Source organism: Marinococcus sp. PL1-022 (assembly GCF_033845285.1).
GTDB lineage: Bacteria > Bacillota > Bacilli > Bacillales > Marinococcaceae > Marinococcus.
Genome location: NZ_JAWXCX010000001.1, coordinates 1,835,995 through 1,860,783 on the forward strand (window position 1 = coordinate 1,835,995; position 24,789 = coordinate 1,860,783).

The window sequence follows — 24,789 nt, forward strand, 5'->3', positions numbered from 1 at the left end:
TATCATTATATTATAAAGGTCGTTCTATCTAAAAGGAGGTTTATGAAAATTGCGCTTTTCTGCACTAGTCGCCCCGGGAATTATTATGATTGCTGTCGCTTACGGCCTGGCCCGGTTCAGTTATGGACTGCTTCTGCCAGGTATCAGTAAAGACCTGGGCATGAGCCCTTCTACTTCCGGTTTTATTTCGTCACTATTTTATTTTTCCTATTGCTTTGCCATTGTCGCTGCCACGGTATTTACCACGGAAAAAGGCCCGCGGGGGATGGTACTCGCTGCCGGCGCTTCCGCTTTTCTCGGCCTGGTTATGATGAGTGTAAGCCCAAACGTTTGGTTTCTTGGAGGTGGCGTTTTGCTTGCCGGAGCCAGCACAGGATTTGTTTCGCCTCCATACGGAGCTGCAATTTCTCTCTGGCTTAAGGAAAAGCAGCAGGGCAAAGCTAACACGTGGATTAATTCCGGCACGAGTATGGGCCTTGCGCTTTCAGGAGCCGGAGCTCTGTTCCTCGCATCCGAATGGCGGCTGACGTATATGATCTATGCGGGTATTGCTCTGATAGCATTTATATGGAATGCGAAAATGATTCCTTCCCTTGGTCCAAAGCCGAAAGTAATGTTCGAGCGGGGGAAGTTCTCTTTTCGGGGCGTAGAAGGAGCAATTCCTTTAGTCGTCTGTTCCACCATTTTAGGAATTTCCACCGCTGCTTTCTGGACATTTTCTGTCGACTTTTTATCCTCCACCAATCAGTACAGCGGCAGCGAAACCTCCCTTTTTTGGATTGTTATCGGGGCTTCAGGGGTGCTGGGCGGGTTTTCCGGTGCTTTAATCGAAAAACTGGGTCTCCCCTTTGCTTACAAATGGGCGAGTCTGGTTATCGGTACCTCCTCCTTACTGCTTGCCCTGTTTCCTGAACAATGGGCGCTGGTTTACCTGTCAGCTGCATGCTTTGGTTCCTCCTACATTTTTATTACCGGCGTCTTAATGGTCTGGGGGATCCGGGTATTTATCAACAATGCTTCTCTTGGGATCGGCACTCCTTTTTTACTCCTTGCACTCGGTCAGGTGCTTGGCTCTTTCTTTGCTGGTGCGTTAATCGGAGCATTTAATTATTCCTGGGCCTTCGCTGTCTACGGAGGCGTCGGAGTGTTTGCGATGGATCTTGGGCCGAGAAAAATTAAAAAGAACCCACGACGGGCTTATCAGCAGGCTGATCAATATTATCTTTAAATTTCAGAATACAACTAAGAGCAAAGGTGAAATACACCTCTGCTCTTAATGCCTTTTACGCGATTTATTTAACTTTGAAGATGCAGCATTAAAACGCCAGCAATGATCAATGCTAAGGAGACAAGTTTTTTTTTCGTGAGCGGCTCCTGAAAATAAAGAGCACCAAGTGTTGCCGTCGCAGCAACCATTACCCCTGACCAGATTGCATACGCGATACTGATGTCCATATATTGAATGCTTAAGGTCAGAAAATAAATGCATCCCAGAAATAACAAATAGGCAGCAGCGCTTGGCAGCTTTTTCTGAAACCCCCTGGATAATTTCACTGCCACGTTTGCGATAACAGCAAACACTAAGCTTGTCGTTAACAATAAGGCTCCCATCACCAAGCTTCTTTATCATCATGCTGCCGTTCGGGAATATTCAGCCCAATCATTCCCGCCACCACACATAACACCCCGGCGGCTTTAATAATAGACATACTTTCCTGAAAGATAACGGAGCCGATCAAAACGACCAGAACCGTACCTCCTCCTGCCCATAAGGCATTTACAATTCCTAATTCGTAGTTATTAGTAAGAATAATGTAGCAGCTGAGTGCTACAATGTAACAAAAAGCAACCATAAGAGTGCCCTCCAGGTTGTCAAAACCATTCGCCACCTTCATATAGGCAGCGCCTATCACTTCTAAAACAATAGCAAAGCTCAGTAAAGTGTAGTATTTTAGCATAGAAACTCCTTTTATTTTCAGAATGGATGTGTACAGATGAATATGCGCATGCTGGATTATTTCCTGGCTGTCGCCCAGGAAAAAAACATATCCAGAGCTTCCAAAAAATTATTTATTTCCCAGCCGGCTTTAAGCAAACAAATCAAACAATTAGAAGGCGTACTTGGTTTTTCACTTTTCGTTCGTTCTTCGCAGGGGATGATGCTTACTCAAAAAGGAGAAAAGCTGTATGATGATATCGAACCTCTTGTAAACCAGCTGCACTCCCGTCTGAAAAAGCATATGGAAAGCAGAATTATTCACATAGGAGCTGACCCTTTACTGGCTTCGTATTATTTTCCGCAGCGTATGGAGAGCTTCAGCCCTTTTCAGCTTCAGCTCACTCATATTAAAGACGATACAATCGATTTATTGCCGCTGATTCGTTCAGGAGACATCGATGCAGCTATTGTCCAGGATCAATCCATGTACCACGGCCTGGCTTCTGCTTTTTTATTTCACGACGAGTTTTTTGCGGCAGTTCCTGCCGATCATCCATTAGCACATTACGAATGTCTTTCCATGACCCAATGCTTCCAATACCCGCAAATACTCAGTCCGCCCACCCCTTTATATCAGCGAATCATAAGGCTTATAGATGACTACAACGTTTCGGCTCCTTCCATTATAGAGGTTCCTTATAATGCTATTGTGGGGTTTGTGGCCCAGGGGTACGGCATTTCCTATCTTCCTTCTATAATCGTCCAGAAGGTTGATTATAAAGGAGTGGTCTTTATCCCGTTGCAGGATGCCCCTCTTCACCGCGACATGTATTTGTTTGCCACAGATCAAATCTATCTGGAAATGCTTCGGAAAGGCTTCGATCTGTAAACACTATAACGGCATATCCTCGTTGTGCATAATACTTATCATGGATGAAGATATAACCAAAAGTTATATGCATACAAAAAACCCTTTTTGATAAAAGAAAAAGGGGGGTTAATACCTTAAAAACGACTGTAGGTTTGCACCACAGTCGTTCTGTTTAATGCTGTCTTATTTTGATTTTAAGTCTTTTTTCTTCTAATTTAGACTTTCAATTTGAAGTGTTAAGCTTAAATAACCACTCTAATCGGTGCTAAAAATCTTAATCAAAATTGAATGAAATAAGGATAAACTAGTAATTCCCATCGCTTCAAGTTAATTTTCCCCACCCTCTTCTTCCTGGTACTCCAAAATATCTCCAGGCTGGCACTCCAGAGCCCTGCATATTGCTTCGAGAGTGGAAAAACGTATAGCTTTTGCCTTGCCATTTTTCAGTATCGAAAGATTCGCCATCGTAATACCCACCCTTTCCGAAAGCTCGGTTACACTCAATTTTCTTTTTGCAAGCATTACGTCAATGTTGACGATCACTGCCATTGCTTTCACCTCAGACCGTTAAATCATTTTCATATTTTATATCTACCGCATGCTGAAATAATTTTTGAAGGACAGCAGCAAAGACTGCCACTACTGCAGGGGCAAATACAAAGCCCGCTCCAATAAGGATGACCCCCGGGGCGTCATCTAATTCCGCGAAGATGTAAAACAGGGGCATTCCTACTACATATAAACCGCTGATGGCGACCGCACAGTACTTGATCACTTTTAAAGCTTTAAGAGCCAATTCTGAAAACGCTTTGTTTTTGTCAATGTAATTCAAGAGCTTGAACGCCTGATACAGAGCGACAAAAAAGGGTATTGCCGCTGCATACATTACAGCTAAAATTCCGTACATAACATAAGCAAATCCCGTTTCACTGCCTGCAGCCTCTCCCGCAATCACAGGCAGCCCGAACAAACATAAAGCAAGTACCGGCAGTCCGATACAAATCACAGCTATCTTTAAAAAGAGCGTAGAGCCTCTTTTCATGAAAGGCACCTCCTTGTTGATGCTTTTATTTTATCATTGATTGTATTGATAATCGATAAATTTTTATTTCTAATCGAAAATAAATGTACTTACTGTCTAAAACGATTAATAAAGTAGCTCTGAGCCTGTTTTTCAATAAAAATAAGACAAGACTGGTATTGATCCAGTCTTGTCTTACTGAGCTAATCATTTGTTTTCGGGCATTTTTTATTTATCTATTAAATATGCTCTTTGATCCTTTGGATGACCTGGTTGGTAGCGTCTTCCCCGTCCTTTGCCCGGATGGGATCCACTTCAATGTAATTGCTCCGGTTAGTCAATTCTTCGGCCCAGCCAATGAAGAGGTCTTCTTCATCGTCCTTGTCCACAATGGAAATCTCCCAGTGAACGCTTTTATCCTGCTGCTTCAATTCAAAGTAATACTTTGCGATTGGCATTAATTCTGCTTCGGCCTGCCCATCAAACTGTTCTTCTAAACTTTTCGGCTGGTTAGCCATTAAAATACTCCTCCTGTTTAAACACTCGCGTGCAAAATGATTTGAAGCAGCAGAAACATAACTGCTTCTCTTCGTTTATTTCCGTTTAGGTTCTTCCTTAATCGTTGAATGTGAAATCCACACGATAAAAAGCTGATTTCAATAAACAAGCAGCTCTGCTTTCTTATGTTAACCGGCTGGCTTGGCCCAAAGCAGATAAAGATTTCCCAGCTGGACCCGTTCATGTTTTACAATTTGCAGCTCAGATGCCTCGACTATTTCTAAAATATCCCGGTCGTGGTGGCAGCCGTATAATTTTAAAAGTAAAGGATTCAGGTAATGCTGCAGCCAACGCAGGCCTTTATTGTTCATTAATCCATGTTCAAGCAGCAAAATCTGACCCTCCTGCCTGCACCATGTGTTTAAAAGATTCAATACCCGAACTGGATCTTTGTAGCAGCAAAGTGTTCCTGTGGAAAGAATCGTATCAAATGTATTTTCCGGAAATGATAATTGCTCTATTTCAGATAAAATAAAATCAGCATCTATTTTGTATTCTTTTGCCCCAGCCGCTGCTGCCTCGAGCATATCCGGACTGAAGTCAACCCCGGTATATTCAGAGTCGTAAGGCAGAAAAGCATAATTCATCCCTGCCCCAACCGCGATTTCCAATGTTTTCCCCTTTACCGATCCGCATATCTTTCTTCTCCATTTATTATCTGCTTCATCTCTTCTATGCTTCTCGTGCTTAAAAGCCTGTTTGTTGAATTTCTGCACCAGTTTTTCATTGTTCATTTTCAGCCCTCCTCTTTTTGCCATTTACTCACGGTTTAGAGATGACTGTTATTAAAATACAGAAGCTTTCACTTCGATTATACTATTTTCTATTCTTCCCGTTCCTTAAATTTTCCTCATCATTTCTACAGCTGATATGCTTTCTGCTGCTGAATTAAAAATAATCCAACACCGAGCAGCACGATAATCCCGCCGATGATCTGCAGAACGACAACTTCTTCTCCCAGAATGAAAAACGCCAGAATGGTAGCTCCAACCGGTTCCCCTAAAATCGTCATGGAAATGGTGGACGTGTTAATAAAGTTCAACAGATGATTGTAAATAACGTGGGCGATCGTCGGAAGAATCGCAAGCAGCATAAATATCTGCCACTCTTCAGCCCCGTATCCCCTTACTGGAATACCAGAGACTGCATTAAAAACATGCAGCGATACACCGGCCACGAAAAACACAATAAAGCTGTACAGCCAGTGCGATACCCGCTTCACGACACGCTGGCCAATCAATAAATAGACGACCACCGCTATCACGCTAAAAAAGGAAAGCATGTTGCCGAGTAATGCAGAGCTGCTGCTGCGCCCCAGGTCTCCCAGTCCAATAATCACTACCCCGAAAATCGACAGACTGATCGTAATCAGCTGCGGCACACTGATTCGTTCTTTATAAATCAAAAAGCCGCCGGCCAGAGCTACTACCGGCTGCAGGGCCAGAATAATGGTGGAGCTTGCCACCGTAGTCAGTTTTAATGAGCCAAACCAGAGCGCAAAATGCATGCCGAGGAAAACGCCTGAAAAGACGAAAAGCACCCATTCCTGTTTTTTTATGTTTTTGAAATCATTCCTCTTTAACCAGACAAACGGGAGCAAAAACAAACTGGCAATATACATGCGGTACATGCTGAGAATGGTGGCCGGGGCTTCGGACCATTTTACAAATATCGCCGCAAAAGAAATGGCAATAATAGATACTATCAGTAAAAATGCTGTTGATTTATTCATCCTTTCTTCTCTCCATCCTTTATTATCATCTCTTTTTGTTTTGATATAAAGAATCTTATCAAACCAGTGTTTAAAATTCCGGTATATAATTTCCTATTTTCAGCTACTTTTTTCCGGTGCTTAAATACCTACAAATGCTCCACATAATATTTACAAAATTCAAATTTTTGTTTATTCTTATGAAAAGTACCATGCTGATCATAAATACCCAAGGAGTCCTTACGATGAAGAAATCATTATCCGGTTTGATAACGCTGATAGCCATCACTTCCATCAATTGGCTCGCAGCCTTCCTTTTTTCTGTGGGATATATTGAATTTTCGTTTCTAACCGGATTGGCTGCAGTGATTTTAATTGGCTGGTTCACGTCTTCCGGCGGTTTTTCCTCCGATGCTTTTCGCATGCAGACTCAGGGGGATACTGGTATTAGAATGGAAACACAAGCCCGCAGTGGTCTCCGTTCCTCGACACCCTTCTTCGTGGCACTGGCGTATACTGTTCTTGCTTTAATCATAACAATCTACTATTACCGGGATTACTTTTTCCAGTAACGTTCAATCTTTCCTGTATTGATCATTATTTTCAAACCACATTAAAAAGCCTCTTTTCAGCTGTTTAAACTGAAAAGAGGCTTTAAAATAGTTAACATCGTATTTATATCATTTGCGGCTGCTTTTGATTTTTCAATCCAAGCACCTGCTCGGTAGATTTATGAATTTCTTCAATCATTTCTGGATTCTCCGACAGGTTAACCCCGTATGAAGGAATCATTTCTTTTAATTTCGGCTCCCATTCATTGAGCTGCTGTGGAAAGCATTTTTCAATAATTTCGAGCATTATAGATACTGCTGTAGAAGCTCCCGGAGACGCTCCAAGGAGCGCGGCTATGGAGCCGTCTTCCGCGCTGATTACTTCTGTGCCAAACTGCAGAATACCTTTTCCTTCCTCGGTATCCTTAATAACCTGGACCCGCTGGCCGGCTACAAGCGGCTCCCAGTCCTCTGTTTTAGCGCTTGGAACAAACTCTCTCAGCTCTTCCATCCTCTGTTCCTTGGAAAGCATCACTTCTTTGATTAAATACTTGGTCAACGGAATATTTTTGGCTCCAGCTGCCATCATTGTAATCAAATTATCCGGCTTGACGGAGTTTAATAAGTCCATCAGTGAACCCGTCTTCAGAAACTTTGGAGAGAAGCCGGCGAACGGGCCAAACAAAAGCGTTTCCTGATTATTAATGTACCTCGTATCCAGATGCGGCACAGACATTGGTGGTGCTCCAACGGGCGCTTTGCCGTAAACCTTGCCGAAATGCCCGTTGACGACCTCCGGATTCTGGCAAACCATAAACTGGCCACTTACCGGAAAGCCACCAATGCCCCTTCCTTCTGGAATACCGGATTTTTGAAGCAGGTGCAGGCTTCCGCCGCCTCCGCCAATAAACACAAAATCCGCTTCATGAAGTTCAAGCGTTTCTTTTTGATGATTGCGCACCTTCACTTCCCAGGTACCGTCTTCATTACGTGTAATGTCATCCACGTCATGGTTATATTTCATTTCTACATTGTTCTTTTCCAGATGACTAAACAGCTGGCTCGTTAACGAGCCGAAATTCACATCGGTGCCATCTGCAATTTTAGAGGCAGCTATCGGTTCTTCAATCTGACGGTCCTTCATCATTAACGGCATCCACTTTTCAAGCACTTCCGGATCCTCCGAAAACTCCATTCCTGAAAATAACGGATGCGCAGACATTTTTTCATAGCGTGTCCGCAAAAACGAGACGTTGTGATCGCCACGCACATAGCTGATATGCGGCAGAGGCATAATAAAGCCGCGTGGATTTTGAATCAAGTCACTTTTTACCAGATAGGACCAAAACTGTTTGGACACCTGAAACTTTTCATTAATGCTGATGGCCTTACTGATGTCAACAGAGCCGTCCGGCTGCTCATTTGTATAGTTTAGCTCACATAAAGCCGCGTGACCTGTCCCGGCATTATTCCATTCGTTCGAACTTTCTTCCCCCGGCTTCTCAAGCTTTTCAAACACCTTAATGTTCCAGCCGGGGGAGAGCTCTTTCAGCAGTGCACCTAACGTTGCACTCATAATTCCGGCCCCGATTAAAACAATATCTTTTTCATCCTGTTGTTTTTTCATTACTTTCCTACTCCCTACATAATAGAAAAAGACGTCTCCTTTTGGCGGATATCTTCCGGCCATATTTTGTTCACGTCAGGGAGGCATCTTTTCCAATAATTTTACACCAAATATAGATTATCATTATTAGACGAAGATTAAAATCATTATTATTAATATAATAACCGTTTATAATCACAGAAAAACAATTAATACAATTCAAAAGTTCTTACAGCCTTTTTCAAGCTAAAAAACCGAAGCTGGGGAATAGTTCCCGGCTTCGGCTCGCTTCTTTTATGGTAATTAGTCGACTACTGTTACTTCAACGTCCTGACGGCCAAACGCGAATGCGTCGGATTTCGTTGGTACGTGGATGTCAATGCGGTCGTCATTGATCGCTCCGCCTGTGTCTGCTGCTTCATACGTGCCCATGCCTTCGATTTTTACTGTCGAACCGAGTGGGATCACGTCCGGGTCTACGGCGATGACGTTCGCGTCACGGTCGTTGTTCAGATTAACGCCTGTCGCCGTGATGCCGCTGCAGCCAGCACATTCAGCTGTGTATGCGGTAGCTTCCATCGTCATGCTGTCGCCGCCGCTTGTGCTTTCAGAGGACTCGGAAGTCGACGCGCCTGCTACTTCTTCATCAGAAGAATCAGAAGAGCCGCCAAGAGCTGCCTGTGTTTGTGGGCCGGCAACGCCGAAGTAGTCGCCCGCTGGGGAAGAAATGTCGTTAGCCTCCTGGAAGTCTTTTACAGCGCTGAGCGTTCTAGGGCCGAATGTAGAACCAGTATAGCCGTGGAAGTAGCCTTTTTCTTTCAGCGTGTCCTGAAGCTCTGCAACAGAAGAGTTAACGTCGCCGTAAGTCATAGAACCATGATCACCGATGGAAGCGTCTGCTGCCTGTGGCGCTCCGAATACTACGCCTGCTGTAATTGCTGTACCGAATAATGTTTTTTTCATCATAAATAATTCATCCTTTGTAATCATAATATTGTTATTCGTCCTGATGACGAAGTCCATTGAAAAGTTCACCTATATGTTTACTTGCCTTTACATCGTCACTACACTGATTTTCATTGTTGTTTTCCTGCTGTTGTTTTTTTGTGCCGTCTCTTAAACACAACGCTACCGATTATGCCTTGAAAAAGCACAATTGGCAATGACATTAATTTAGTTGTAATCTAACCTTAATAGTTTTTCATATTATGTAAAATTCACGGGTCTTCTCTCACACATTTCATGCAAAACTGCCGTATTTCCACTTATTATTAAAGATAATACATTTACAATATTACGCTGTGATTACAGCAAGACCTTTTTTGCGTAACATTACTAAAAATATATGAAAAACACGCTTTTGAATTTTGCCCTTACGGGGTAAATTTTTTGGTTTTTCGCTTTACTGCAGCACATCAATAACAAAAAGCCTCTGCAGCTCTTCTTTTAAGAAGTCTGCAGAGGCGGTATTGAATCCCAATAATAAGATTTATTTCACCTGTTTGTACGAGGTAACCTCCAGTTCTTCGTCTACGGTGGCTTCGTAAGTTTCTACCTTTGTTTTCCTTCCATCGTTGTTCAGCACATCGATCTTTACGTACCACAGGCCGTCTTTTTCTTCTGTAGAAGTAATACGCTTTGGTTCAGCTACATAGCTTTCGAAAAATGCGTTAACGCTGTCCATTACTTCAGTAAGCCGGGGACCATTCTGCTTGGATTTTTTCTTTTTAGAAGGCGCCGGTTTTTCTTTAGAAGCGTCGCCGGTCGTACCTCCCGCGTTTTTTATTTGCGGTCTGCTGTCTTTTTTAGAAACCATTCTTGCTTTTTTGGGCACTTGCTCTTTACCTTTATTCTCTGAAGATGACTCTCCTGCCCCAGGGAGCTTTGCTTTTGACTTTTCTGCCGTCTGCTTTACACTTTCCTTGGCTTCTCCAGCTTTTTTTAGAGGCTTCTTCAAAAAGGAAGCTGCAGCTCCGCTTTCGTTTTCTTCCTCAGAAGCATTGGTTTTTTCATTGGCATCCTCAGAGGACTCGTTTTTGCTGTCTTTCTTTTTCATTCCCCTTGTAATCATCGGAATAGCTCCTCCGATCAGGCTTCCGGCTGCCATCAGCCCATAGGTAACTTTATCTTTTTTATCACTCATTATGTTTTCCCCTTTCTTTACTGGCCGAGCGTGCATGACCCTGCCGAACCTTTATTCGTCGGCAAGGGTCTTAATCGAAGAAGCTTTCTTGCTGCCTCTGCTGTTTTTCGCAGCCTCTGATTTAATTTCCTTCACCAGATCATTCCATGAGTTCTCCATAAAGTCGTTTTTTACCTGCTGGCTGAGCTCTTCTTTTAACTCTGCATACATGTCCTCCTTCCATTGTGCAGCCAGAGTATGTGTAATGTCACGGACGAGGCTTTCATGTGCGGCCTTCGAAAGAAAAGAGGAAGACGCCGGAGCTGATTTTTCTTCGCCGCTGTTCTCCTTTTCATTTTCAGACCCGTTATTGTCATTATTCTCAACAGGCTTTTCTTCTGTCGCTTGATACGCTTCGTTTACCTGCTTCATGATCTCCTGAACCATACTGTCTTTATCTTCTTTCGTTATTTGCAGCCCACTGTCTGCCGCCAGTTTTTTAAGAGCCTGTTTTTCCATGGAATAAAGGTTAATTTCTTCTTCATTCCCGTCTTTATTAGTAATAATGACCCCGGCGTAATTCTCTTCATTTTTTTGACTGCCGGAAACGTTTTCTGCCTTTTCTGCTTCCTCATTATCAATCGTCAGTTTAGACCCGGCTGCCTGATTCATAATTTCATCAATCATATCCTGTTTTCTGGTTGATTTAATTTTTAAGCCACTGTCCTTTGCCAGTGCTTTAATAGCTTTATTGCTTAACACCCGAAGATTTACCTTTTCTTCCATTCCCCCATTATCGACGATGACTACTGCCGATTGCTGGAATTCATCGGAGGTTGATTCTCTTAAAGCCATCGGTTATCCCTCATTTCCCGCCCGTTTCCGGAGATTTTTCTTAAAATTTTCAGTGGTCGAATTTGCTAATTTCCTTAAATTTCTTCAAATTTAAGCTTCTTTACCTTATATACCCCTTAATCACACGTATTAGTATTAAATCCTGTTTATTCTTTTTCTTCATTTCTCTGCTGATTTAATTGTGGCATGAGCGCATCTTTATACTTTTGCCGTTGTAAATTAGTTCCCAAAACTTGCTTGATACACTTCCCACTCTTCTGCTTCAGCAGCCATCTTTTGCAGCGCATTATGAAACTGGTGCCTTTCATAAGCAAAAGCAAAATCTCCACTGAATTTATCAGCAATAATAGAGGCATATTCCCAGCAGCATGCTTTATCCTGGGCCTTCACAGCCTGCGTCAATATAGCCAATGCTTCCAGAATATTTAATGTAGTCACTGCGTCCTCGCGGGCATACGAGCTTAAAGGACCGAAAGCACAGTATACATAATAAGAAAAGGACTCTTCCTGCAAAATCATTCGCAGCTGGTCTTCGCTATCCGTAAGACAGGAGGAGTAGCGGGTAATATCAGAAATTGAAAGCAGCAGATCTGCCAATTGATATATGGCATCCTGTGCAGTCGTTGGCTCCTCGTTATTTCCTACAGCTTTAATCGCAATTTCTGTCAGCTTTGTAATCCCATATTCAAGATCCTGTACTTCTGTTTTACGGTCTCCTAAATACATCATGCGCCGGTACTTGTTTTCATCCAGTGCCTGGATGCTTTTCTTCCAATACGTGAGCAGTGGTATGCCTTTCATTACAAAATCACCTACCCGCCGGTCCATCCGGATAACGATGTCGTCCTTCTGGGCTTCCCGGATCAGCGCCTGATAATCCAGCACCTGTAAAAACCCTGTGGCTTCACTTGCAATGGTGTGTCCTTTTCCCTGATCGATGACTTTATTAATATCCCGCGGCTCCTCTATACGAAATGGTTCCAAATCATAGTGAAGTGTATTCAGAATACGCTGCTGTGATTCTTCCTTCATATGATTAACAATGCTCGGCACCTGCATCCATTTTGCTGCATGGTTGATAAATAAAATGAAATTAAGAACAGCGAACGCTGTTACAAGCACTGAAGCTAACGGAAATACGGTAAAATCATCGCTATTGGCGTTTAAAAAGAAAAACACGAGCATCAAATAAAAAAAACAAAAATTAAAAATACCCAGTGCGTGCTGCGTTCGTTTATCTGCAATAAAATTGAAAAGCATTCGCGGCGTAAACTGGCCCGAAAAACTGGTCAGCACGACTAAAATAGAGTTAAACGTAAATGCGTTCAGGGTCAGCACCCCGGAAAACATGGCGCTCGACATCGTCTGGGTTAAATCATAGCTTGTAGAAAAAAACGCCGGCACTGGAAGACTACTCGCCCATCGGTATTCCAAAAAATATGAACCTACGCCCAGCAGAAGAGCCCATACAATATAAATGGCCGGAAGAATCCACAGGCTCGCACGGAGTTCATGCCAGCGTTGTCGTTTGGACATGCTTAATATTTTCATCAGTGTTTTTGGAAATAGTTTTCGCAGTTGATGCCTCATGACACATTTCCTTTCCTTTATACAACCAAAATATGGGGAGGTCCATGTATTAAAGAACATTCTGTAAAAATAACCACCCTTCTCCCATGGAGAGTAAGGTGGTTATTATCAAATGCGTGCTCTTTTTAACGTTTAAGAAAGCCTGGCTCTAAACTATTCAACCCGATCATTCTGCTGATCGCGACGGCTAGTTTTCTTCTGTTTGTACTCTTCTTTTGTCAGCACGTCTTCTACATGCATATTTATTTCTGTTACTTCCAGCCCTGTCATTTCGGAGATTGCACGTTTAACTACCTGTTTCAACTGTTCATACATACCTGGAATGCTTTTGCCGTATTCCACAATGCAGGAAATATCGATTGCAGCCTGCTTTTCTCCGACATCAGCGTTCACGCCCTTAGTAATATTGTCATTACTGCCGATACGCTCAGACATCTCCTCAAAAAATCCTCCGCTCATTTCCAGAATGCCATCGACTTCCTGCGCCGAAAGAGCTGCAATTTTTTTCACAACGTGATCTTCAAACGTTAATTTGCTTTCCTGCTTGCGTTCAGCCGGTGTATTTGTTTGTGGTTGGTTTTCCATTGGAAAAACCTCCTTCAATAGTTTTATTATGCTGATTTAAAAAAATCCCAAGCTTTACCTTTGAAAGAAAAAGGTGAGCAGTTGATCGATACGCAGATCTCCGTCAATAATTTTGCCGATAATGATCCCAATCAATAAGAAGAGGAGCACCACCAGGGCGTGTCCGAAGCCAACAGTAAGATATAATATACTGAACACCACTGCAAACAGCAGGCTGATAATACGTCCTCTGTATGGGTGCAGCCGCTGCCACGTTTCTTCCTTCATGGGTCTCCCTCCTTACACCACACGGGCTTTTTTCTTGTCTACCTTTGGCTCATGCACAGTTACCCTTACGTCCCGCACCGGAACTTCGAGCCATGCTTCCACATTTTCCTTCACACGCTGCTGAACCTCTTTTGTCAGCGTCTGCGCACCGGTCTCCCGGAATAAATGAAACGACGTTCGAATCGTCACCGCTTCCTGCCGGCGGTGGATCTGAACAGATACCTGCGGGGACCGGAGTTCTGTGTATTTTTTAAGTGTTTGATGGACAGTGGAACGAATAGAAGCTTTTGTAATATCAATTGTTCCATCCGCTGTCTCGATTTTCAGTCCTTCGGCGGAACTGGACGATCCTGATAAAGATGCTACGAGCATTACCAATGATATGAGTCCAATAAAAACCGCCATACCGATAATGATCCAGAAGCCGACGCTGCTGCTGATCCATCCATCGATTACCGAAGTGCTGGCACCGATATCAAAAAGATAAAGAAGCGCCCCGACCGAAAAAATAATGGTAGCCACCGCGAATAAAAATCCAACTAGACGAGTAAAACCATTCACCCTCTCTCCCCTCCTCTCCGCATCAACGCCCGGTTCTCTTTTTCTTGAGATATGCAGCGAAGTGCTATTCCCAGTATCCCCCATAGGATAGTAAAATAAACTATGTGATATATATACTTATTATGTTTAATATATATGGACTTTTTGACTATTCAGATCTATATATTGATCTTAAACGGATTTTATCGCTTTTTTTGATGATTTATTATTGAAATTAGGACTAAAGAACTCTATTAATAATCTCGTAAAATTAAGGATGTGCTGCATAAATGAGCGGCGGTCTACATAAAAATCTTTTAAAATCCCATAAAACAAAAGATGAATAATTATTTATAAGTTTTTTTATTGAGGTTTATGCCATAGATGTTTCTTCAAAACAGTCCTGTCGCAAAGACAAACCGTCCCTCTCTATTAATACTTTTATTTTTGCTCCTCACCGGGAACATGAAGCTTAGATTTCATTCAATACATTAATTGTACAGAAAGAGAGGCAGCTACTATGGAAGAAACAAAATACCGGGCAGTGATGCTTCAAAAGGATGGCACGTTAGTGGAGAGGCACTACACCCGCGGGCAGCTGTTTGGTGACGGAAAAAGCGTAAACCTTCGAAACAGCCACTGCCACGTGCTACCGGACGTATGGGCCGTGGGCTTTTATGAACTGCCTGAAGAAATAGAAGAGGTCTGGGCTGAAACAAAGGAGGCTTCCTTCCCTCTCCCAGCCATTTTTTTCAGCTATAACCCTCACACCCAGGCTATGGCTAATATGAGTGATAAATTGATCGAACAAACGAAATCCGAAATCCGGCAGGCAGAGATCAGTAAAACCAATTAATTGCAAAAAAAGCAATGCCTTTCCTGTAAACGGTAAGGCATTGCTTTTTTTGACATCCAGGCCTTGGTGCTTCATTGCACAGGTTCCTGCAGGCTCATTTTGTTTTCGGCTGTAGTCTGCCGGACTTTTATTTCCGGAGTCAGAATAATTGTTCTGTTTGACTGTTTTTTTCCTTTAATCTGATCTACAAGCGTCTGAGTAACAATTTCCCCCATTTCCACGATTGGCTGGGAGATCGTGGTTAGCGGTGGATGGCTTAAAACAGCAATAAACGTATCATCAAATCCTATTACAGAGAAGTCTTCCGGCACGCTTTTTCCAGTCTCTCTCGCTCCCTGGATGCATCCTATAGCCAGAAAATCTGTCAGGGCAAACGCCGCACTGACATTAATGTCTTTTTTTAGCGTCTCCAGGACAGCATTACCTGCCTGCTGGGTCGTCATCAGTTCCTCGATAATTTTAACATTCTTTTTAGAAAGCCCCGCCTCTTCAAATCCTGCGTAAAACCCTCTCAAACGGTTTTGTTCGCTTGAATTATCTAAATCGCCAACCAGCAAAAGCACTTTTCGGTGGTTTAAACCAAGCAGATGCTGTGCCGCCAGGTAGCCTCCCCGAAAATCATCCACCAGTACAGTGCTTACAGCAAGGGTTGGAATGTCACGCGAGACCAGAACCACGGGAATGTTCTGCTCCATAAATTCTTTGAGGGCTTCCATGTTGTGCATACCGGTGCCAAGAACGACTCCATCCACCTTTTTTTGGTTCAGCCACCAAAGATACTGGACTTCCTTTTCCGGATCATTATCTGTGTTGCATATAACCACGCTGTATCCATTTGCGTGTCCAGTGTCTTCTACACTTCTCGCGAGCTCCGCAAAGAAGGGGTTTGCGATGTCAGGAATCACCAGCCCGATGGTATGCGTATGCTTGCCTGTGAGCGCAGAAGCTACCATGCTCGGGTGATATCCTACTTCTTCTATAATCTTTAGTATTCGTTTTTTTGTTTTTTGTCCGACGTCGGCTTTATCATTGATTACTTTTGACACCGTAGCAATCGAAACTCCTGCCCGTTCTGCCACATCGTATATGGTTGGTTTCATTTCTCTCCTCTTCCTCTTTCTTATTGACGTCCCTCTTTCCTTCATCATTTATACTTATTGACATTTTATTATAAACAAATAAATACTGTATATTCAATTACTTACGTTTCATTCACAGCCTGCCCCGGGCTTTTTCTGGCAGTGTTTTTCAGTTACGAAAAGCCGGAATTTTTCCGGCTTTTCGTTCTTACGTTTAATTTAACGACAGCATAGCTTTAAAAAACTTATTATCTTCACTGTCTTAAGAAGATTTAGCCTGTCTATCTGCTTTATCCTGATCGCTTTTAGATTTTTTATCAAACCAGATCTGCTCAATTTCTTCGAGTGATTTATTTTTCGTTTCAGGCACGAACTTCCATATAAAGAAGAAGGCGAATGTGCTGACAGCGCCGTAAATCATAAACGAGCCGACACCAAAGGCTGCATTTAGCGGTGGAAAGGTAGCTGAAGCTGTCAGATTAGCACCCCAGAGGAGTGTCACAGCTAAAGACATAGCCTGGCCTCTGATTTTGTTTGGAAATATTTCTGAAAGCATTACCCAGGTAACAGCACCCCAGGTCATTTGGAAAAACGCGACAAATCCTAAAATGAATACGAGTGTCGCGACGCCGTAGATACCTGAGAAAAACAGTGTCGCTACAGTGAACAAACAAATTGCACAACCTGCTGAGCCGAGCAAAAGCAGGAATTTCCTGCCGCTTCTGTCAATCAGGCGAATAGCAATTAAGGAAACAACAACGCCGATCGCCCCTACTAATATAGTTTGCAGCATCGAAGCGGACTGTCCGGCACCGAGGCTTTCAAAAATACGCGGAGCATAGTAAAGGATGATGTTGATTCCGATAAACTGCTGCAAAACCGCAATCGTAAAGCCTACCACCAGCACTAATTTTCCGTAGTAAAACAGATTAACCTTCTGGGTCTTTGTCTTAAGTGAGTCCTGGATGCTTGAAAGCGTGCGGCTTGCGGCCTCCTTGGACCCCTGTAATTTTTCCAGTACGTTATATGCCTGTGTATCTTCATTTTTAAGCGCCAGATACCTTGGCGTTTCCGGTATAAAGAGTAACAGGAAGAAAAACAGAGCTGCCGGCACAAGCTCCGAAGCAAACATCAGTCTCCAGCCGGTGTCATCAACCCATGCGCTCGACTGACCGCGCACGATCCCCCAGTTGACGATGTAAACTACAGTCTGTCCGAAAACAACAGCCATATTGTACAAGACAACCAGCTTTCCCCGGATATGCTGGGGGCTCATTTCACTAATGTATACTGGCGCGATCGCCGAGGCAAGGCCTACACCAATACCACCGAGAATACGGTACAGGTTAAATGTAATCAGTAAAGATAATGTCGGTTCTCCCCGCGTGAAAAAGAACAGCTCCGGATAAGCAGAGCCCAGGGCTGACAAAGCAAATAATGTCGCGGCAATAATCAGCGTATTCCGCCGGCCGATACTGTTAGCAATTATCCCTGATATCAGGGCTCCGATTATACAACCGGCAAGTGCGCTTGAGACGGTCAAGCCATGGACCAGCGACCCCAGCCCTAAGCTGTCTACCAGATACAGCTGCACAGATTGTTCCGCCCCGGCAATAACTGCTGTATCGTACCCAAAAAGCAGTCCTCCCAGCGAAGCAACGAGCGCCACTGACACAATGTAGAATTTTTGACTGTTTTTCATTTGAATGTAAGAAGGGAATGTTGCTCCCTCCCTTCCTCCTTTCTTTCCTTAAAGGAACTAGGCTCAATATGAGTTTCCGTTTTCGTCGTTTCGAGAAAGAAGTTTATTCACTGAAAGCTTTTTACTGCCTGCTGGAAAGTTATTTGTAAGAATTATCTGACCCTTACACAAACATTTTATCCGATGCTTCTTTGACATACCGGTAAGACTGCTCTCCTAAGTGGTATTTTTCCATTTCCCAGTAGTCGGGACGAAACAGCTCCAGACCAACCATACGTATATTTCCCTTTTGCTGCACTCTTTCTCCGATCTCCTTCAACGGAATAACCCCAAGGCCCGGAAAAATACGGTCTTTATCTTCAAGCTCTTCTACTCGTGCATGCTCTGCATCGTTAATATGAAAAACAAATATTTTTTCTGCCGGCGTGTCATCAATAGCATCCAGAGACGAGCCGCCAGTGTAAAAGTGAAAAACATCTAAAACGAGCCCGACATTTTCACGGCTCACCTCATCCATAATTTCTCTGGCAGCCTCCAGGGTTTTCACCGAAAAATTTTCGATGCCTATAAATTCAAGTGCGATGTTCACCTGGTATTTTTCTGCAATGTCGCTCATTTCGTGAAGCATCTGTACGCTGTCTTTGATGATCTCTTCATCTGACACGTCCGGCGGTCTCGGACTCGGCACAGCAATGATATAGGAGGAACCAGCTGCATGAGCAATTTGGCACCATTTTTCTGTATCCTTTAATACCTGCTCGCGTTTCTTTCCATGCTTCAGGTTAAAGAACTCGATGGCATTGATGGCGTCTGCCTTAACGGATGTCTGCTCAAACAGCTTAGCCAGGTCGTCAAGTGTATGCTCCTTCAAAAAGGCTTCGAGCTTATACGTCCTTAGCTCCACTACATCATAGCCCGCATGCCCGGCAACGAGAATATCTTCTTCCAGGGTGCATTGATCTGTCGTAGAGCCGTTTAACCCATACAGCATCTCTTCGTCCACCTTTCTTTTTTACAGTACGTAAACTTTGTCCTGGTACAGCTCCTGCATATTGATACGCTCTCCGTTATTCATATAGGAACGGGTGGCTGCGAGCGCTACCTGCATGTTGATTTTGGAATCCACTGATGTAACCCGCGGGCTTTCTTCTCCTTTTACACATTTAATAAATTGTTCAAGCTCCTGCACATATGCCTCCCGGAATCTCATCTGAAAGTTAGGTACAATCTCATGATTGCTGCCTGTGCTGCTTTGAACGGTGACGTCGCTGTTACGCAGGGAACCGACAAAGATGGCACCTTCTGTTCCAATAATTTCAGCGCGAATGTCGTGGCCATACGGGGAATTCCGGCTTGCTTCAACATCGCCTGCCCCGCCGTTTTCAAACTCAAGATAAGTAATCGCCTGATCCACGTCATTATATTCTTCCATGAATGGATTCATTAAAATCCGTCCGTGACCAGAAACCGAGGAGATTTCCGAGCTCATTAAATACCGTGCTATATCAAAATCATGAATAGAGCAGTCTAAAAAGATACCACCGCTGTTTTTAATAAAGGAGGCTGGCGGGGAACCGCTGTCGCGGGTGAAGCCCTTAAAATAAATCGGCTTCCCGATTTCACCGGCATCAATACGCTGCTTGGCATCAAAGTATCCCGGGTCGTATCTGCGCATGAAGCCAACCTGGCAGATGACGTCCGCTTTTTTCACCACTTCAATGACTTCATCAGCCTCTTCAATCGTGGAAGTGAGCGGTTTTTCCACAAATATCTGCTTGCCGCTGCGGGCCGCCTTTGTAATCATTTCTGCATGCGTGCTCGTTGGTGTAACGATTACTACTGCATCAATGTCCGGGTTCTGAAAAACTTCCTCCGGCTCCGCTGTCCACGCCGGCACCCCAAGCTGGTCTGCAGCCCTTTGTGCATGCTCGGCGATCGGATCGCAAATCAGCACGAGCTCTGCTCCCTTTACTTTATTCATCATATTGCCTGCGTGAAACATCCCCAGTCTTCCAAGACCTAAAACCGCTACCCGTATATCCTGCTGTGCCATGACAAGCCCTCCTTTAGTTAATTTCAACACTGTCTGGCTTATATATTTCAGAAACGGCCGTCCATCCGCGTCTGTGTACGGAACGCTCGACAGCCTCCAGGATCGCCTGGTTCATCACTCCGTCTTCAAAATTCGGTGCTGCGCTTGTTTTATTCCCAATATTGTCCATCAGAGAAGCAATCAAATTGACGAAGGTATGCTCATACCCGAGGATATGGGCTGCCGGCCAATAATTTCCGGCAAAAGGGTGCTCCGCTTCCGTACAGTTAATGGTTTTGAATCCCTGCAGTCCCGCTTCGTCTTCTTCAAAGTAAACCTCTAAATTGTTCATGTTTTCCATATCCCAGCGGATGGATCCTTTTTCCCCGTTGATCTCAAAACGGTTGCCCGCACGGTTGCCCCGGCTGAAACGGGAGGCTTCAAATGTGCCCATCGCCCCGTTTTGAAAAGTGGCCAGAAAAGCAGAGGCATCATCCACCGTTACCTCGCCCCATTCGCCTTCACGAATCTCTGTCTGGAGATTGTGCACGGTGTCACCAAGTGGACGCTCTTTAACGAAGGTCTTCATCATCCCCGCTACTTCGTCAAACTCCCCAACCAGAAATCTGGCAAGGTCAATGATGTGAGCACCCAGATCGCCAAGCGTGCCCGAGCCCGAAATATTTTTCTGCATGCGCCAGGTAAGCGGATAGTTGGGATCCATCAGCCAGTCCTGCAGAAATGTTGCCCGAATATGATAAATACGACCCAGTTTTCCACTGTCAATCAGCTGTTTGGCAAACTGAACCGCCGGAGCAAACCGGTAATTGTGGCAGAGCATATGGGTAACATTGTTTTTCTTCACAGCATCGTGCATCCGTACGGCTTCTTCCACGGATAATGCCAATGGTTTTTCGCACAGCACGTGCTTGCCGGCCTCCGCTGCTGCAATGGCAATCTCACTGTGGGTATCATTTGGGGTTACGATATCAATTAAATCAATATCTCTGCGGTCAATAAGAGAGCGCCAGTCTGTTGCATGGCGGGCCCAGCCCATTTTTTCAGCAGCCGGTCCGACCCGTGAAGAGTCCCTTCCGACGATCGTATCGAGTCTGGGCGTTACCGGACTGTCAAAATAGAAGGGAACATCGCGGTACGCATGGCTGTGAGCCCTTCCCATCATTTTGTAGCCCACCATTCCGACATTAATCGTTTTCTTTTCTTCTCCCACTATTTCTCCACCTCCATATATTCTCTCTGTTCAGGGATCTGCATATGCTTACCTTTTGACAATTACGTAAGCGCTTAAGTAATTCTTTAAAATTTTATGCCTTTTTTAATGCTTTTATCCGGCTCGCAAAATCAATTTCTTCGCCTGTTCCGGCACTTTCATAAATAGCATTTATGAGCATCGTTAACTGATAAGCATCCTCCACGTCCACCGGCGGGGCCGTGTTATTGATGAGTGCGTCAATGAACAGTCTGTCCTCTTCGACATAGCCGCCCTTTTCATAAAATGGCACCTGGGTGTAATCCTCGGCTATCATCTGTTGCTTCAGCCCGGGAGACAATCGCACCGTTTCGAGCTCTGCTGTTGTAGCTGTAGAATATTTCCCGTAAATTTCGATGGTTTCAAATGGAAAGCTCCAGCCGGAATGAGCAGAGGATACAAGCGTGGCAATACCACCATTTTCAAATGTTACCAGCACTGCAAAATCATCAAATTCATTATCAGAAATGTTTTGTCTTGCTTCACAACGAATAGTTTTCACCGGGCCGAAAAAGTAAGGCAGCAGGTCAATTTGATGAATGGTCGTTTCATACAGGAACCCACCCGTTTTATTCGAATCCGCTGTCCATGCAGGCTTCAGCAGTTCTCCCCGGTTGAGCTTAAACTGCCCGAGATGAGGGTTGAGTGCTCCACCCTCAATCCATTCCTTCACCTTTTTATGGGTGCTGGCATACCGGCGGTTCATCCCTAAATTGTAGACACCCTTTGATCCCTTCGCTGCTTCACGGATTCTTTCAGCGCCCTCCTCTGTCACAGCCATCGGTTTTTCACTGAATACATTCAAATCTGCTTCCAGGCATTTAACGACAGGCCCCACGTGCGTTGTATTCGGCGTGGTCACGTATACAGTATCGACGCCTAAGGCGATCAGTTCCTCCAGAGTTTCCACAGCCTGCACATTTCCTTCCAGGGAGTCCGCTAATTTTCTGGCATTATCCAGTACAATGTCAGCGACTCCTGTGATCTCCACCCGCTCGTCTTCCTGAAGAATAGAGCCGTGTACAGAAGCAATGAAGCCTGATCCTAAAAAACCCACTTTCACTTTTTTCATATGTGAACCTCCTAAGATTAGAGTAAGCGCTTTCGTAATATAAACTCATTGTAATTAATTCGACTCTATATGTAAACCCTTTCAAATATTTTTCTTCTATTTTTGTGAATTTGTATACTTTTACTTGTACTATAGATATGAAAGGAATTCTTTTCCCTCGCTTCCCTCCTTCCTACCTTTACAAAATCTTAACAATTCCTTTATTTACACCACGGGTTCTAATGCTTTAAAAATGTAGAGGGTAATGCAGTAACCTGTTTTAGATAGACATCAAGGGGAGGAATCATTGTTTTGGATATTCAATCGCTTTTGTTTACGTTTTTCGGTGGTTTGGGCATTTTTTTATTTGGTATTAAATTCATGGGAGATGGACTCCAGAAAATTGCCGGTGACGGACTGCGCAACCTTTTAGATAAATTTACAACCAACCCGTTTCTTGGCGTCCTTACTGGGATGGTGGTCACGATACTCATTCAGTCAAGCTCCAGCACTACTGTCTTAACCGTGGGGCTTGTTAGTGCAGGATTTATGACTCTGCGCCAGGCCATCGGCGTTATCATGGGCGCAAATATAGGAACCACTGTTACGGCTTTCATTATCGGTATCGATCTGGAAGCTTATGCACTGCCAATTTTATTTATTGGAACAGTACTGATCTTTTTCTTTAAAAACAAAAAAACCAACAATATCGGCCAGACCTTTTTCGGCTTTGGTGCCTTGTTTTACGGTTTAACATTAATGGGCGAGGGGGTCGCACCTTTAGAAAACCTTCCGGCCTTTAATGATTTAACGATCAGTATGAGCACTAACCCGCTTCTTGGCGTACTGGTCGGAGTGTTGTTCACCGTTGGTCTGCAGAGCTCATCAGCGACAATCGGGCTCCTTCAGGAATTGTTCAGCCAGGGAGCCATTCCCCTTGATGCCGCGCTGCCAATTCTATTTGGAGACAATATCGGTACGACGATCACAGCGGTGATTGCTGCCATTGGCGCCTCTGTCGCAGCCAAACGGGCAGCAATGATTCACGTAATCTTTAACGTTCTGGGGGCAGCAATTGTATTGGTATTGCTCGTTCCCTACACTGCATTTATCAGCTATCTGCAGGATACCCTGCAGCTTAACCCGCCGATGACGATTGCGTTCGCACACGGCATTTTCAACGTGACCAACATGCTGATTCAGCTGCCGTTTGTCGGTGTGCTTGCCTATATCGTAACCAGAATGATCCCTAGTAGCGAAGAGGAAATTGACTACCAGACAAAGCACCTTGATCCATTGTTTATACAGCAGTCTCCTTCCATCGCCCTCGATCAGGCAAAACTGGAAACCCTGCGAATGGCAGCTTACGCAGAAAAGGGACTGAAACAGAGCGAAACGTATTTAGAAACCAAAAATAAAAAAAATGCAGAAAACATCACCCGCTATGAAGAAGCTGTCAATAACCTCGACAAAAATATTACCAATTATTTAACCGGCATTTCTTCAAGGTCTCTGTCATCCGAAAGCTCACGCCAGCATTCGGTTTTGATGGATACCACTAGAGATATTGAACGCGTGAGCGACCATGTTGAAAACCTGATGGAGCTTGTTGATTATCAGGTATCCAACAAAGTGACTCTGTCTCCGGAAGCCTATAAGGATTTAAATCAGATGTACGAATTAACGATGAGCACATTTTCCCGATCAATTGAAGCGCTTGAGCAGGATGACCATGAAATTGCCGGACAGGTACTGACGCAGGAAGAAGAGATTGACCGGCTTGAACGGCAGTTGCGCAAAAAGCATATTCTGCGCCTGAATGAAGGCCAGTGCTCCGGTTCTGCGGGCATTGTGTTTGTTGACATACTGAGTAATTTAGAGCGTATCGGAGACCATGCGGTAAATATTGCGGAAACCGTTCTCGATGACGATCATAAAATGAAACAAAGCAATTGATGAACAGGCAGCGCCCTTACAGTTTGGGCGCTGCTTTTTTGGCCAAATTGCTAATCTCTATCATGCTTATTTACCATTTTTAAACATATGATCCATTTATCATCTATATACCTATTGTAAAAGCAGTGAAAATCCAACATACTGGTATTAGTGATAACTTTCAGAAAGAGGGGCTTGAAATGAAAAAGAAAAATAGTACAGATTGTCCAAAATTATTGGCCGAGCTGGATGAAAAACAAGCGCGTCTCGATAAGTATCGGAAAGAAATCCGGGAAGGCAACAACAAAGATGTAAAGGACCTTGAAGATTTAAACAAACCTTTTGAAAACAAAAAGAGTTGAACTAAGTTTTATATGCGACTGTGAATTCAGCGTCTTAAATATAGAAGCATTTAAGTGATACAGCTTTCGAATTAATAGCTTTCATTAACAATAGCAGGTCTGCTTTTTCTGGGCAGAGCCTGCTCTTTTTGGTATTATTATTTTTATACGCTCTGCTTGGGGGCCTGATTATTTATTAAAACATTTTTTCAACAGTAATCCCCACCTTTCCCTTCGAAAGGAGCGATCAAAGCTATGTGGCATTTTATTAAATTGTATTTTGGACTCGCAATTGGGCTGGCAATCT

General features: G+C 43.9%; 27 protein-coding genes. 6 read left to right on the forward strand and 21 right to left on the reverse strand.

What is annotated here, in order from left to right:
- Window positions 1-49: 49 nt before the first annotated feature.
- Window positions 50-1,228, forward strand: a complete 1,179-nt coding sequence (locus tag SIC45_RS09380; protein ID WP_319631967.1) for an MFS transporter — start codon at window positions 50-52, stop codon at window positions 1,226-1,228.
- A 68-nt stretch (window positions 1,229-1,296) separates the two neighbouring features.
- On the opposite strand, the gene SIC45_RS09385 is transcribed toward SIC45_RS09380, so the two are convergent.
- On the reverse strand, window positions 1,297-1,611 hold the full coding sequence (locus SIC45_RS09385; RefSeq protein ID WP_319631968.1) for a multidrug efflux SMR transporter: 315 nt from the start codon (window positions 1,609-1,611) through the stop codon (window positions 1,297-1,299).
- Window positions 1,611-1,958 carry a DMT family transporter gene (locus SIC45_RS09390; RefSeq protein ID WP_319631969.1) on the reverse strand — a complete coding sequence of 116 codons (348 nt, stop codon included), beginning with the start codon at window positions 1,956-1,958 and terminating at the stop codon, window positions 1,611-1,613. The genes SIC45_RS09385 and SIC45_RS09390 overlap by 1 nt, the downstream gene beginning before the upstream one ends.
- 36 nt (window positions 1,959-1,994) lie before the next feature.
- On the opposite strand from SIC45_RS09390, the gene SIC45_RS09395 reads away from it, so the two are divergent.
- On the forward strand, window positions 1,995-2,828 hold the full coding sequence (locus tag SIC45_RS09395) for a LysR family transcriptional regulator (RefSeq protein WP_319631970.1): 834 nt from the start codon (window positions 1,995-1,997) through the stop codon (window positions 2,826-2,828).
- Window positions 2,829-3,137: 309 nt separating this feature from the next.
- Here SIC45_RS09395 and SIC45_RS09400 read toward each other — a convergent pair whose 3' ends face one another.
- The 5 genes from SIC45_RS09400 to SIC45_RS09420 all read right to left on the reverse strand — a co-directional run bounded on the left by SIC45_RS09400 (window position 3,138) and on the right by SIC45_RS09420 (window position 6,121).
- A complete protein-coding gene (locus SIC45_RS09400) occupies window positions 3,138-3,359 on the reverse strand; it encodes a helix-turn-helix transcriptional regulator (RefSeq protein ID WP_319631971.1) in 222 nt (73 codons plus the stop codon).
- 10 nt (window positions 3,360-3,369) lie between these two features.
- The gene (locus tag SIC45_RS09405) at window positions 3,370-3,852 is read right to left on the reverse strand and encodes a DUF2975 domain-containing protein (protein WP_319631972.1); all 483 of its coding nucleotides are present in this window, start codon (window positions 3,850-3,852) and stop codon (window positions 3,370-3,372) included.
- 218 nt (window positions 3,853-4,070) lie between these two features.
- A complete protein-coding gene (locus tag SIC45_RS09410) occupies window positions 4,071-4,349 on the reverse strand; it encodes a hypothetical protein (RefSeq protein WP_319631973.1) in 279 nt (92 codons plus the stop codon).
- A 168-nt stretch (window positions 4,350-4,517) separates the two neighbouring features.
- The gene (locus SIC45_RS09415; protein ID WP_319631974.1) at window positions 4,518-5,123 is read right to left on the reverse strand and encodes a class I SAM-dependent methyltransferase; all 606 of its coding nucleotides are present in this window, start codon (window positions 5,121-5,123) and stop codon (window positions 4,518-4,520) included.
- A gap of 125 nt (window positions 5,124-5,248) precedes the next feature.
- Window positions 5,249-6,121 (reverse strand): DMT family transporter, encoded by an 873-nt coding sequence (locus SIC45_RS09420; protein ID WP_319631975.1) that lies wholly within the window; start codon window positions 6,119-6,121, stop codon window positions 5,249-5,251.
- Between the two features lie 224 nt (window positions 6,122-6,345).
- On the opposite strand from SIC45_RS09420, the gene SIC45_RS09425 reads away from it, so the two are divergent.
- Complete coding sequence (locus tag SIC45_RS09425; RefSeq protein WP_319631976.1) at window positions 6,346-6,672, forward strand: hypothetical protein; 327 nt, start codon at window positions 6,346-6,348, stop codon at window positions 6,670-6,672.
- 103 nt (window positions 6,673-6,775) lie between these two features.
- On the opposite strand, the gene SIC45_RS09430 is transcribed toward SIC45_RS09425, so the two are convergent.
- The 8 genes from SIC45_RS09430 to amaP all read right to left on the reverse strand — a co-directional run bounded on the left by SIC45_RS09430 (window position 6,776) and on the right by amaP (window position 14,237).
- Window positions 6,776-8,278, reverse strand: a complete 1,503-nt coding sequence (locus tag SIC45_RS09430) for a malate:quinone oxidoreductase (RefSeq protein ID WP_319631977.1) — start codon at window positions 8,276-8,278, stop codon at window positions 6,776-6,778.
- 282 nt (window positions 8,279-8,560) lie between these two features.
- Window positions 8,561-9,223 carry a 3D domain-containing protein gene (locus SIC45_RS09435; RefSeq protein ID WP_319631978.1) on the reverse strand — a complete coding sequence of 221 codons (663 nt, stop codon included), beginning with the start codon at window positions 9,221-9,223 and terminating at the stop codon, window positions 8,561-8,563.
- 523 nt (window positions 9,224-9,746) lie between these two features.
- Window positions 9,747-10,400, reverse strand: coding sequence for a hypothetical protein (locus SIC45_RS09440; protein ID WP_319631979.1), 654 nt, complete (start codon window positions 10,398-10,400; stop codon window positions 9,747-9,749).
- Window positions 10,401-10,451: 51 nt separating this feature from the next.
- A complete protein-coding gene (locus SIC45_RS09445) occupies window positions 10,452-11,234 on the reverse strand; it encodes a hypothetical protein (RefSeq protein ID WP_319631980.1) in 783 nt (260 codons plus the stop codon).
- Between the two features lie 219 nt (window positions 11,235-11,453).
- A complete protein-coding gene (locus tag SIC45_RS09450) occupies window positions 11,454-12,824 on the reverse strand; it encodes a DUF2254 domain-containing protein (protein ID WP_319631981.1) in 1,371 nt (456 codons plus the stop codon).
- A gap of 153 nt (window positions 12,825-12,977) precedes the next feature.
- Complete coding sequence (locus SIC45_RS09455; RefSeq protein ID WP_319631982.1) at window positions 12,978-13,409, reverse strand: Asp23/Gls24 family envelope stress response protein; 432 nt, start codon at window positions 13,407-13,409, stop codon at window positions 12,978-12,980.
- A 54-nt stretch (window positions 13,410-13,463) separates the two neighbouring features.
- Window positions 13,464-13,676, reverse strand: a complete 213-nt coding sequence (locus SIC45_RS09460; RefSeq protein ID WP_319631983.1) for a DUF2273 domain-containing protein — start codon at window positions 13,674-13,676, stop codon at window positions 13,464-13,466.
- Window positions 13,677-13,688: 12 nt separating this feature from the next.
- Window positions 13,689-14,237, reverse strand: coding sequence for an alkaline shock response membrane anchor protein AmaP (gene amaP, locus SIC45_RS09465; RefSeq protein WP_319631984.1), 549 nt, complete (start codon window positions 14,235-14,237; stop codon window positions 13,689-13,691).
- 499 nt (window positions 14,238-14,736) lie between these two features.
- Here amaP and SIC45_RS09470 point away from each other — a divergent pair, with 499 nt between their 5' ends.
- A complete protein-coding gene (locus tag SIC45_RS09470; protein ID WP_319631985.1) occupies window positions 14,737-15,072 on the forward strand; it encodes a hypothetical protein in 336 nt (111 codons plus the stop codon).
- Between the two features lie 71 nt (window positions 15,073-15,143).
- Here SIC45_RS09470 and SIC45_RS09475 read toward each other — a convergent pair whose 3' ends face one another.
- The 6 genes from SIC45_RS09475 to SIC45_RS09500 form a co-directional block, all read right to left on the reverse strand.
- Complete coding sequence (locus tag SIC45_RS09475) at window positions 15,144-16,172, reverse strand: LacI family DNA-binding transcriptional regulator (protein WP_319631986.1); 1,029 nt, start codon at window positions 16,170-16,172, stop codon at window positions 15,144-15,146.
- Window positions 16,173-16,413: 241 nt separating this feature from the next.
- Window positions 16,414-17,853, reverse strand: a complete 1,440-nt coding sequence (locus SIC45_RS09480; RefSeq protein ID WP_319631987.1) for a sugar porter family MFS transporter — start codon at window positions 17,851-17,853, stop codon at window positions 16,414-16,416.
- 163 nt (window positions 17,854-18,016) lie between these two features.
- Entirely contained in the window at window positions 18,017-18,844 is an 828-nt protein-coding gene (locus SIC45_RS09485) for a sugar phosphate isomerase/epimerase family protein (RefSeq protein ID WP_319631988.1), read from the reverse strand.
- Window positions 18,845-18,865: 21 nt separating this feature from the next.
- Window positions 18,866-19,906: an inositol 2-dehydrogenase gene (iolG, locus tag SIC45_RS09490; RefSeq protein WP_319631989.1), complete on the reverse strand. Its 1,041-nt coding sequence runs from the start codon at window positions 19,904-19,906 to the stop codon at window positions 18,866-18,868.
- Window positions 19,907-19,919: 13 nt separating this feature from the next.
- Window positions 19,920-21,083, reverse strand: coding sequence for a Gfo/Idh/MocA family oxidoreductase (locus tag SIC45_RS09495; protein ID WP_319632957.1), 1,164 nt, complete (start codon window positions 21,081-21,083; stop codon window positions 19,920-19,922).
- 127 nt (window positions 21,084-21,210) lie between these two features.
- Complete coding sequence (locus SIC45_RS09500) at window positions 21,211-22,227, reverse strand: Gfo/Idh/MocA family oxidoreductase (RefSeq protein WP_319631990.1); 1,017 nt, start codon at window positions 22,225-22,227, stop codon at window positions 21,211-21,213.
- A 291-nt stretch (window positions 22,228-22,518) separates the two neighbouring features.
- Here SIC45_RS09500 and SIC45_RS09505 point away from each other — a divergent pair, with 291 nt between their 5' ends.
- Both SIC45_RS09505 and SIC45_RS09510 read left to right on the forward strand, forming a co-directional pair.
- Window positions 22,519-24,162: a Na/Pi cotransporter family protein gene (locus tag SIC45_RS09505; protein ID WP_413645624.1), complete on the forward strand. Its 1,644-nt coding sequence runs from the start codon at window positions 22,519-22,521 to the stop codon at window positions 24,160-24,162.
- Window positions 24,163-24,341: 179 nt separating this feature from the next.
- Window positions 24,342-24,503 (forward strand): hypothetical protein, encoded by a 162-nt coding sequence (locus SIC45_RS09510; RefSeq protein ID WP_319631991.1) that lies wholly within the window; start codon window positions 24,342-24,344, stop codon window positions 24,501-24,503.
- Window positions 24,504-24,789 lie beyond the last annotated feature (286 nt).

Bases quoted from the DNA above. Each gene is read 5' to 3' on its own strand.
- SIC45_RS09500 (WP_319631990.1), bottom strand. From the start codon at position 22,227: ATGAAAAAAGTGAAAGTGGGTTTTTTAGGATCAGGCTTCATTGCTTCT.
- SIC45_RS09475 (WP_319631986.1), bottom strand. From the start codon at position 16,172: ATGAAACCAACCATATACGATGTGGCAGAACGGGCAGGAGTTTCGATT.
- SIC45_RS09395 (WP_319631970.1), top strand. From the start codon at position 1,995: ATGAATATGCGCATGCTGGATTATTTCCTGGCTGTCGCCCAGGAAAAA.
- SIC45_RS09420 (WP_319631975.1), bottom strand. From the start codon at position 6,121: ATGAATAAATCAACAGCATTTTTACTGATAGTATCTATTATTGCCATT.
- SIC45_RS09485 (WP_319631988.1), bottom strand. From the start codon at position 18,844: ATGCTGTATGGGTTAAACGGCTCTACGACAGATCAATGCACCCTGGAA.
- SIC45_RS09410 (WP_319631973.1), bottom strand. From the start codon at position 4,349: ATGGCTAACCAGCCGAAAAGTTTAGAAGAACAGTTTGATGGGCAGGCC.
- SIC45_RS09415 (WP_319631974.1), bottom strand. From the start codon at position 5,123: ATGAACAATGAAAAACTGGTGCAGAAATTCAACAAACAGGCTTTTAAG.
- SIC45_RS09495 (WP_319632957.1), bottom strand. From the start codon at position 21,083: ATGGTGGGCTACAAAATGATGGGAAGGGCTCACAGCCATGCGTACCGC.
- SIC45_RS09455 (WP_319631982.1), bottom strand. From the start codon at position 13,409: ATGGAAAACCAACCACAAACAAATACACCGGCTGAACGCAAGCAGGAA.
- SIC45_RS09450 (WP_319631981.1), bottom strand. From the start codon at position 12,824: ATGAGGCATCAACTGCGAAAACTATTTCCAAAAACACTGATGAAAATA.
- SIC45_RS09430 (WP_319631977.1), bottom strand. From the start codon at position 8,278: ATGAAAAAACAACAGGATGAAAAAGATATTGTTTTAATCGGGGCCGGA.
- SIC45_RS09425 (WP_319631976.1), top strand. From the start codon at position 6,346: ATGAAGAAATCATTATCCGGTTTGATAACGCTGATAGCCATCACTTCC.
- SIC45_RS09405 (WP_319631972.1), bottom strand. From the start codon at position 3,852: ATGAAAAGAGGCTCTACGCTCTTTTTAAAGATAGCTGTGATTTGTATC.
- SIC45_RS09435 (WP_319631978.1), bottom strand. From the start codon at position 9,223: ATGATGAAAAAAACATTATTCGGTACAGCAATTACAGCAGGCGTAGTA.
- SIC45_RS09385 (WP_319631968.1), bottom strand. From the start codon at position 1,611: ATGGGAGCCTTATTGTTAACGACAAGCTTAGTGTTTGCTGTTATCGCA.
- SIC45_RS09390 (WP_319631969.1), bottom strand. From the start codon at position 1,958: ATGCTAAAATACTACACTTTACTGAGCTTTGCTATTGTTTTAGAAGTG.
- SIC45_RS09400 (WP_319631971.1), bottom strand. From the start codon at position 3,359: ATGGCAGTGATCGTCAACATTGACGTAATGCTTGCAAAAAGAAAATTG.
- SIC45_RS09445 (WP_319631980.1), bottom strand. From the start codon at position 11,234: ATGGCTTTAAGAGAATCAACCTCCGATGAATTCCAGCAATCGGCAGTA.
- SIC45_RS09460 (WP_319631983.1), bottom strand. From the start codon at position 13,676: ATGAAGGAAGAAACGTGGCAGCGGCTGCACCCATACAGAGGACGTATT.
- SIC45_RS09440 (WP_319631979.1), bottom strand. From the start codon at position 10,400: ATGAGTGATAAAAAAGATAAAGTTACCTATGGGCTGATGGCAGCCGGA.
- SIC45_RS09510 (WP_319631991.1), top strand. From the start codon at position 24,342: ATGAAAAAGAAAAATAGTACAGATTGTCCAAAATTATTGGCCGAGCTG.
- SIC45_RS09480 (WP_319631987.1), bottom strand. From the start codon at position 17,853: ATGAAAAACAGTCAAAAATTCTACATTGTGTCAGTGGCGCTCGTTGCT.
- iolG (WP_319631989.1), bottom strand. From the start codon at position 19,906: ATGGCACAGCAGGATATACGGGTAGCGGTTTTAGGTCTTGGAAGACTG.
- SIC45_RS09470 (WP_319631985.1), top strand. From the start codon at position 14,737: ATGGAAGAAACAAAATACCGGGCAGTGATGCTTCAAAAGGATGGCACG.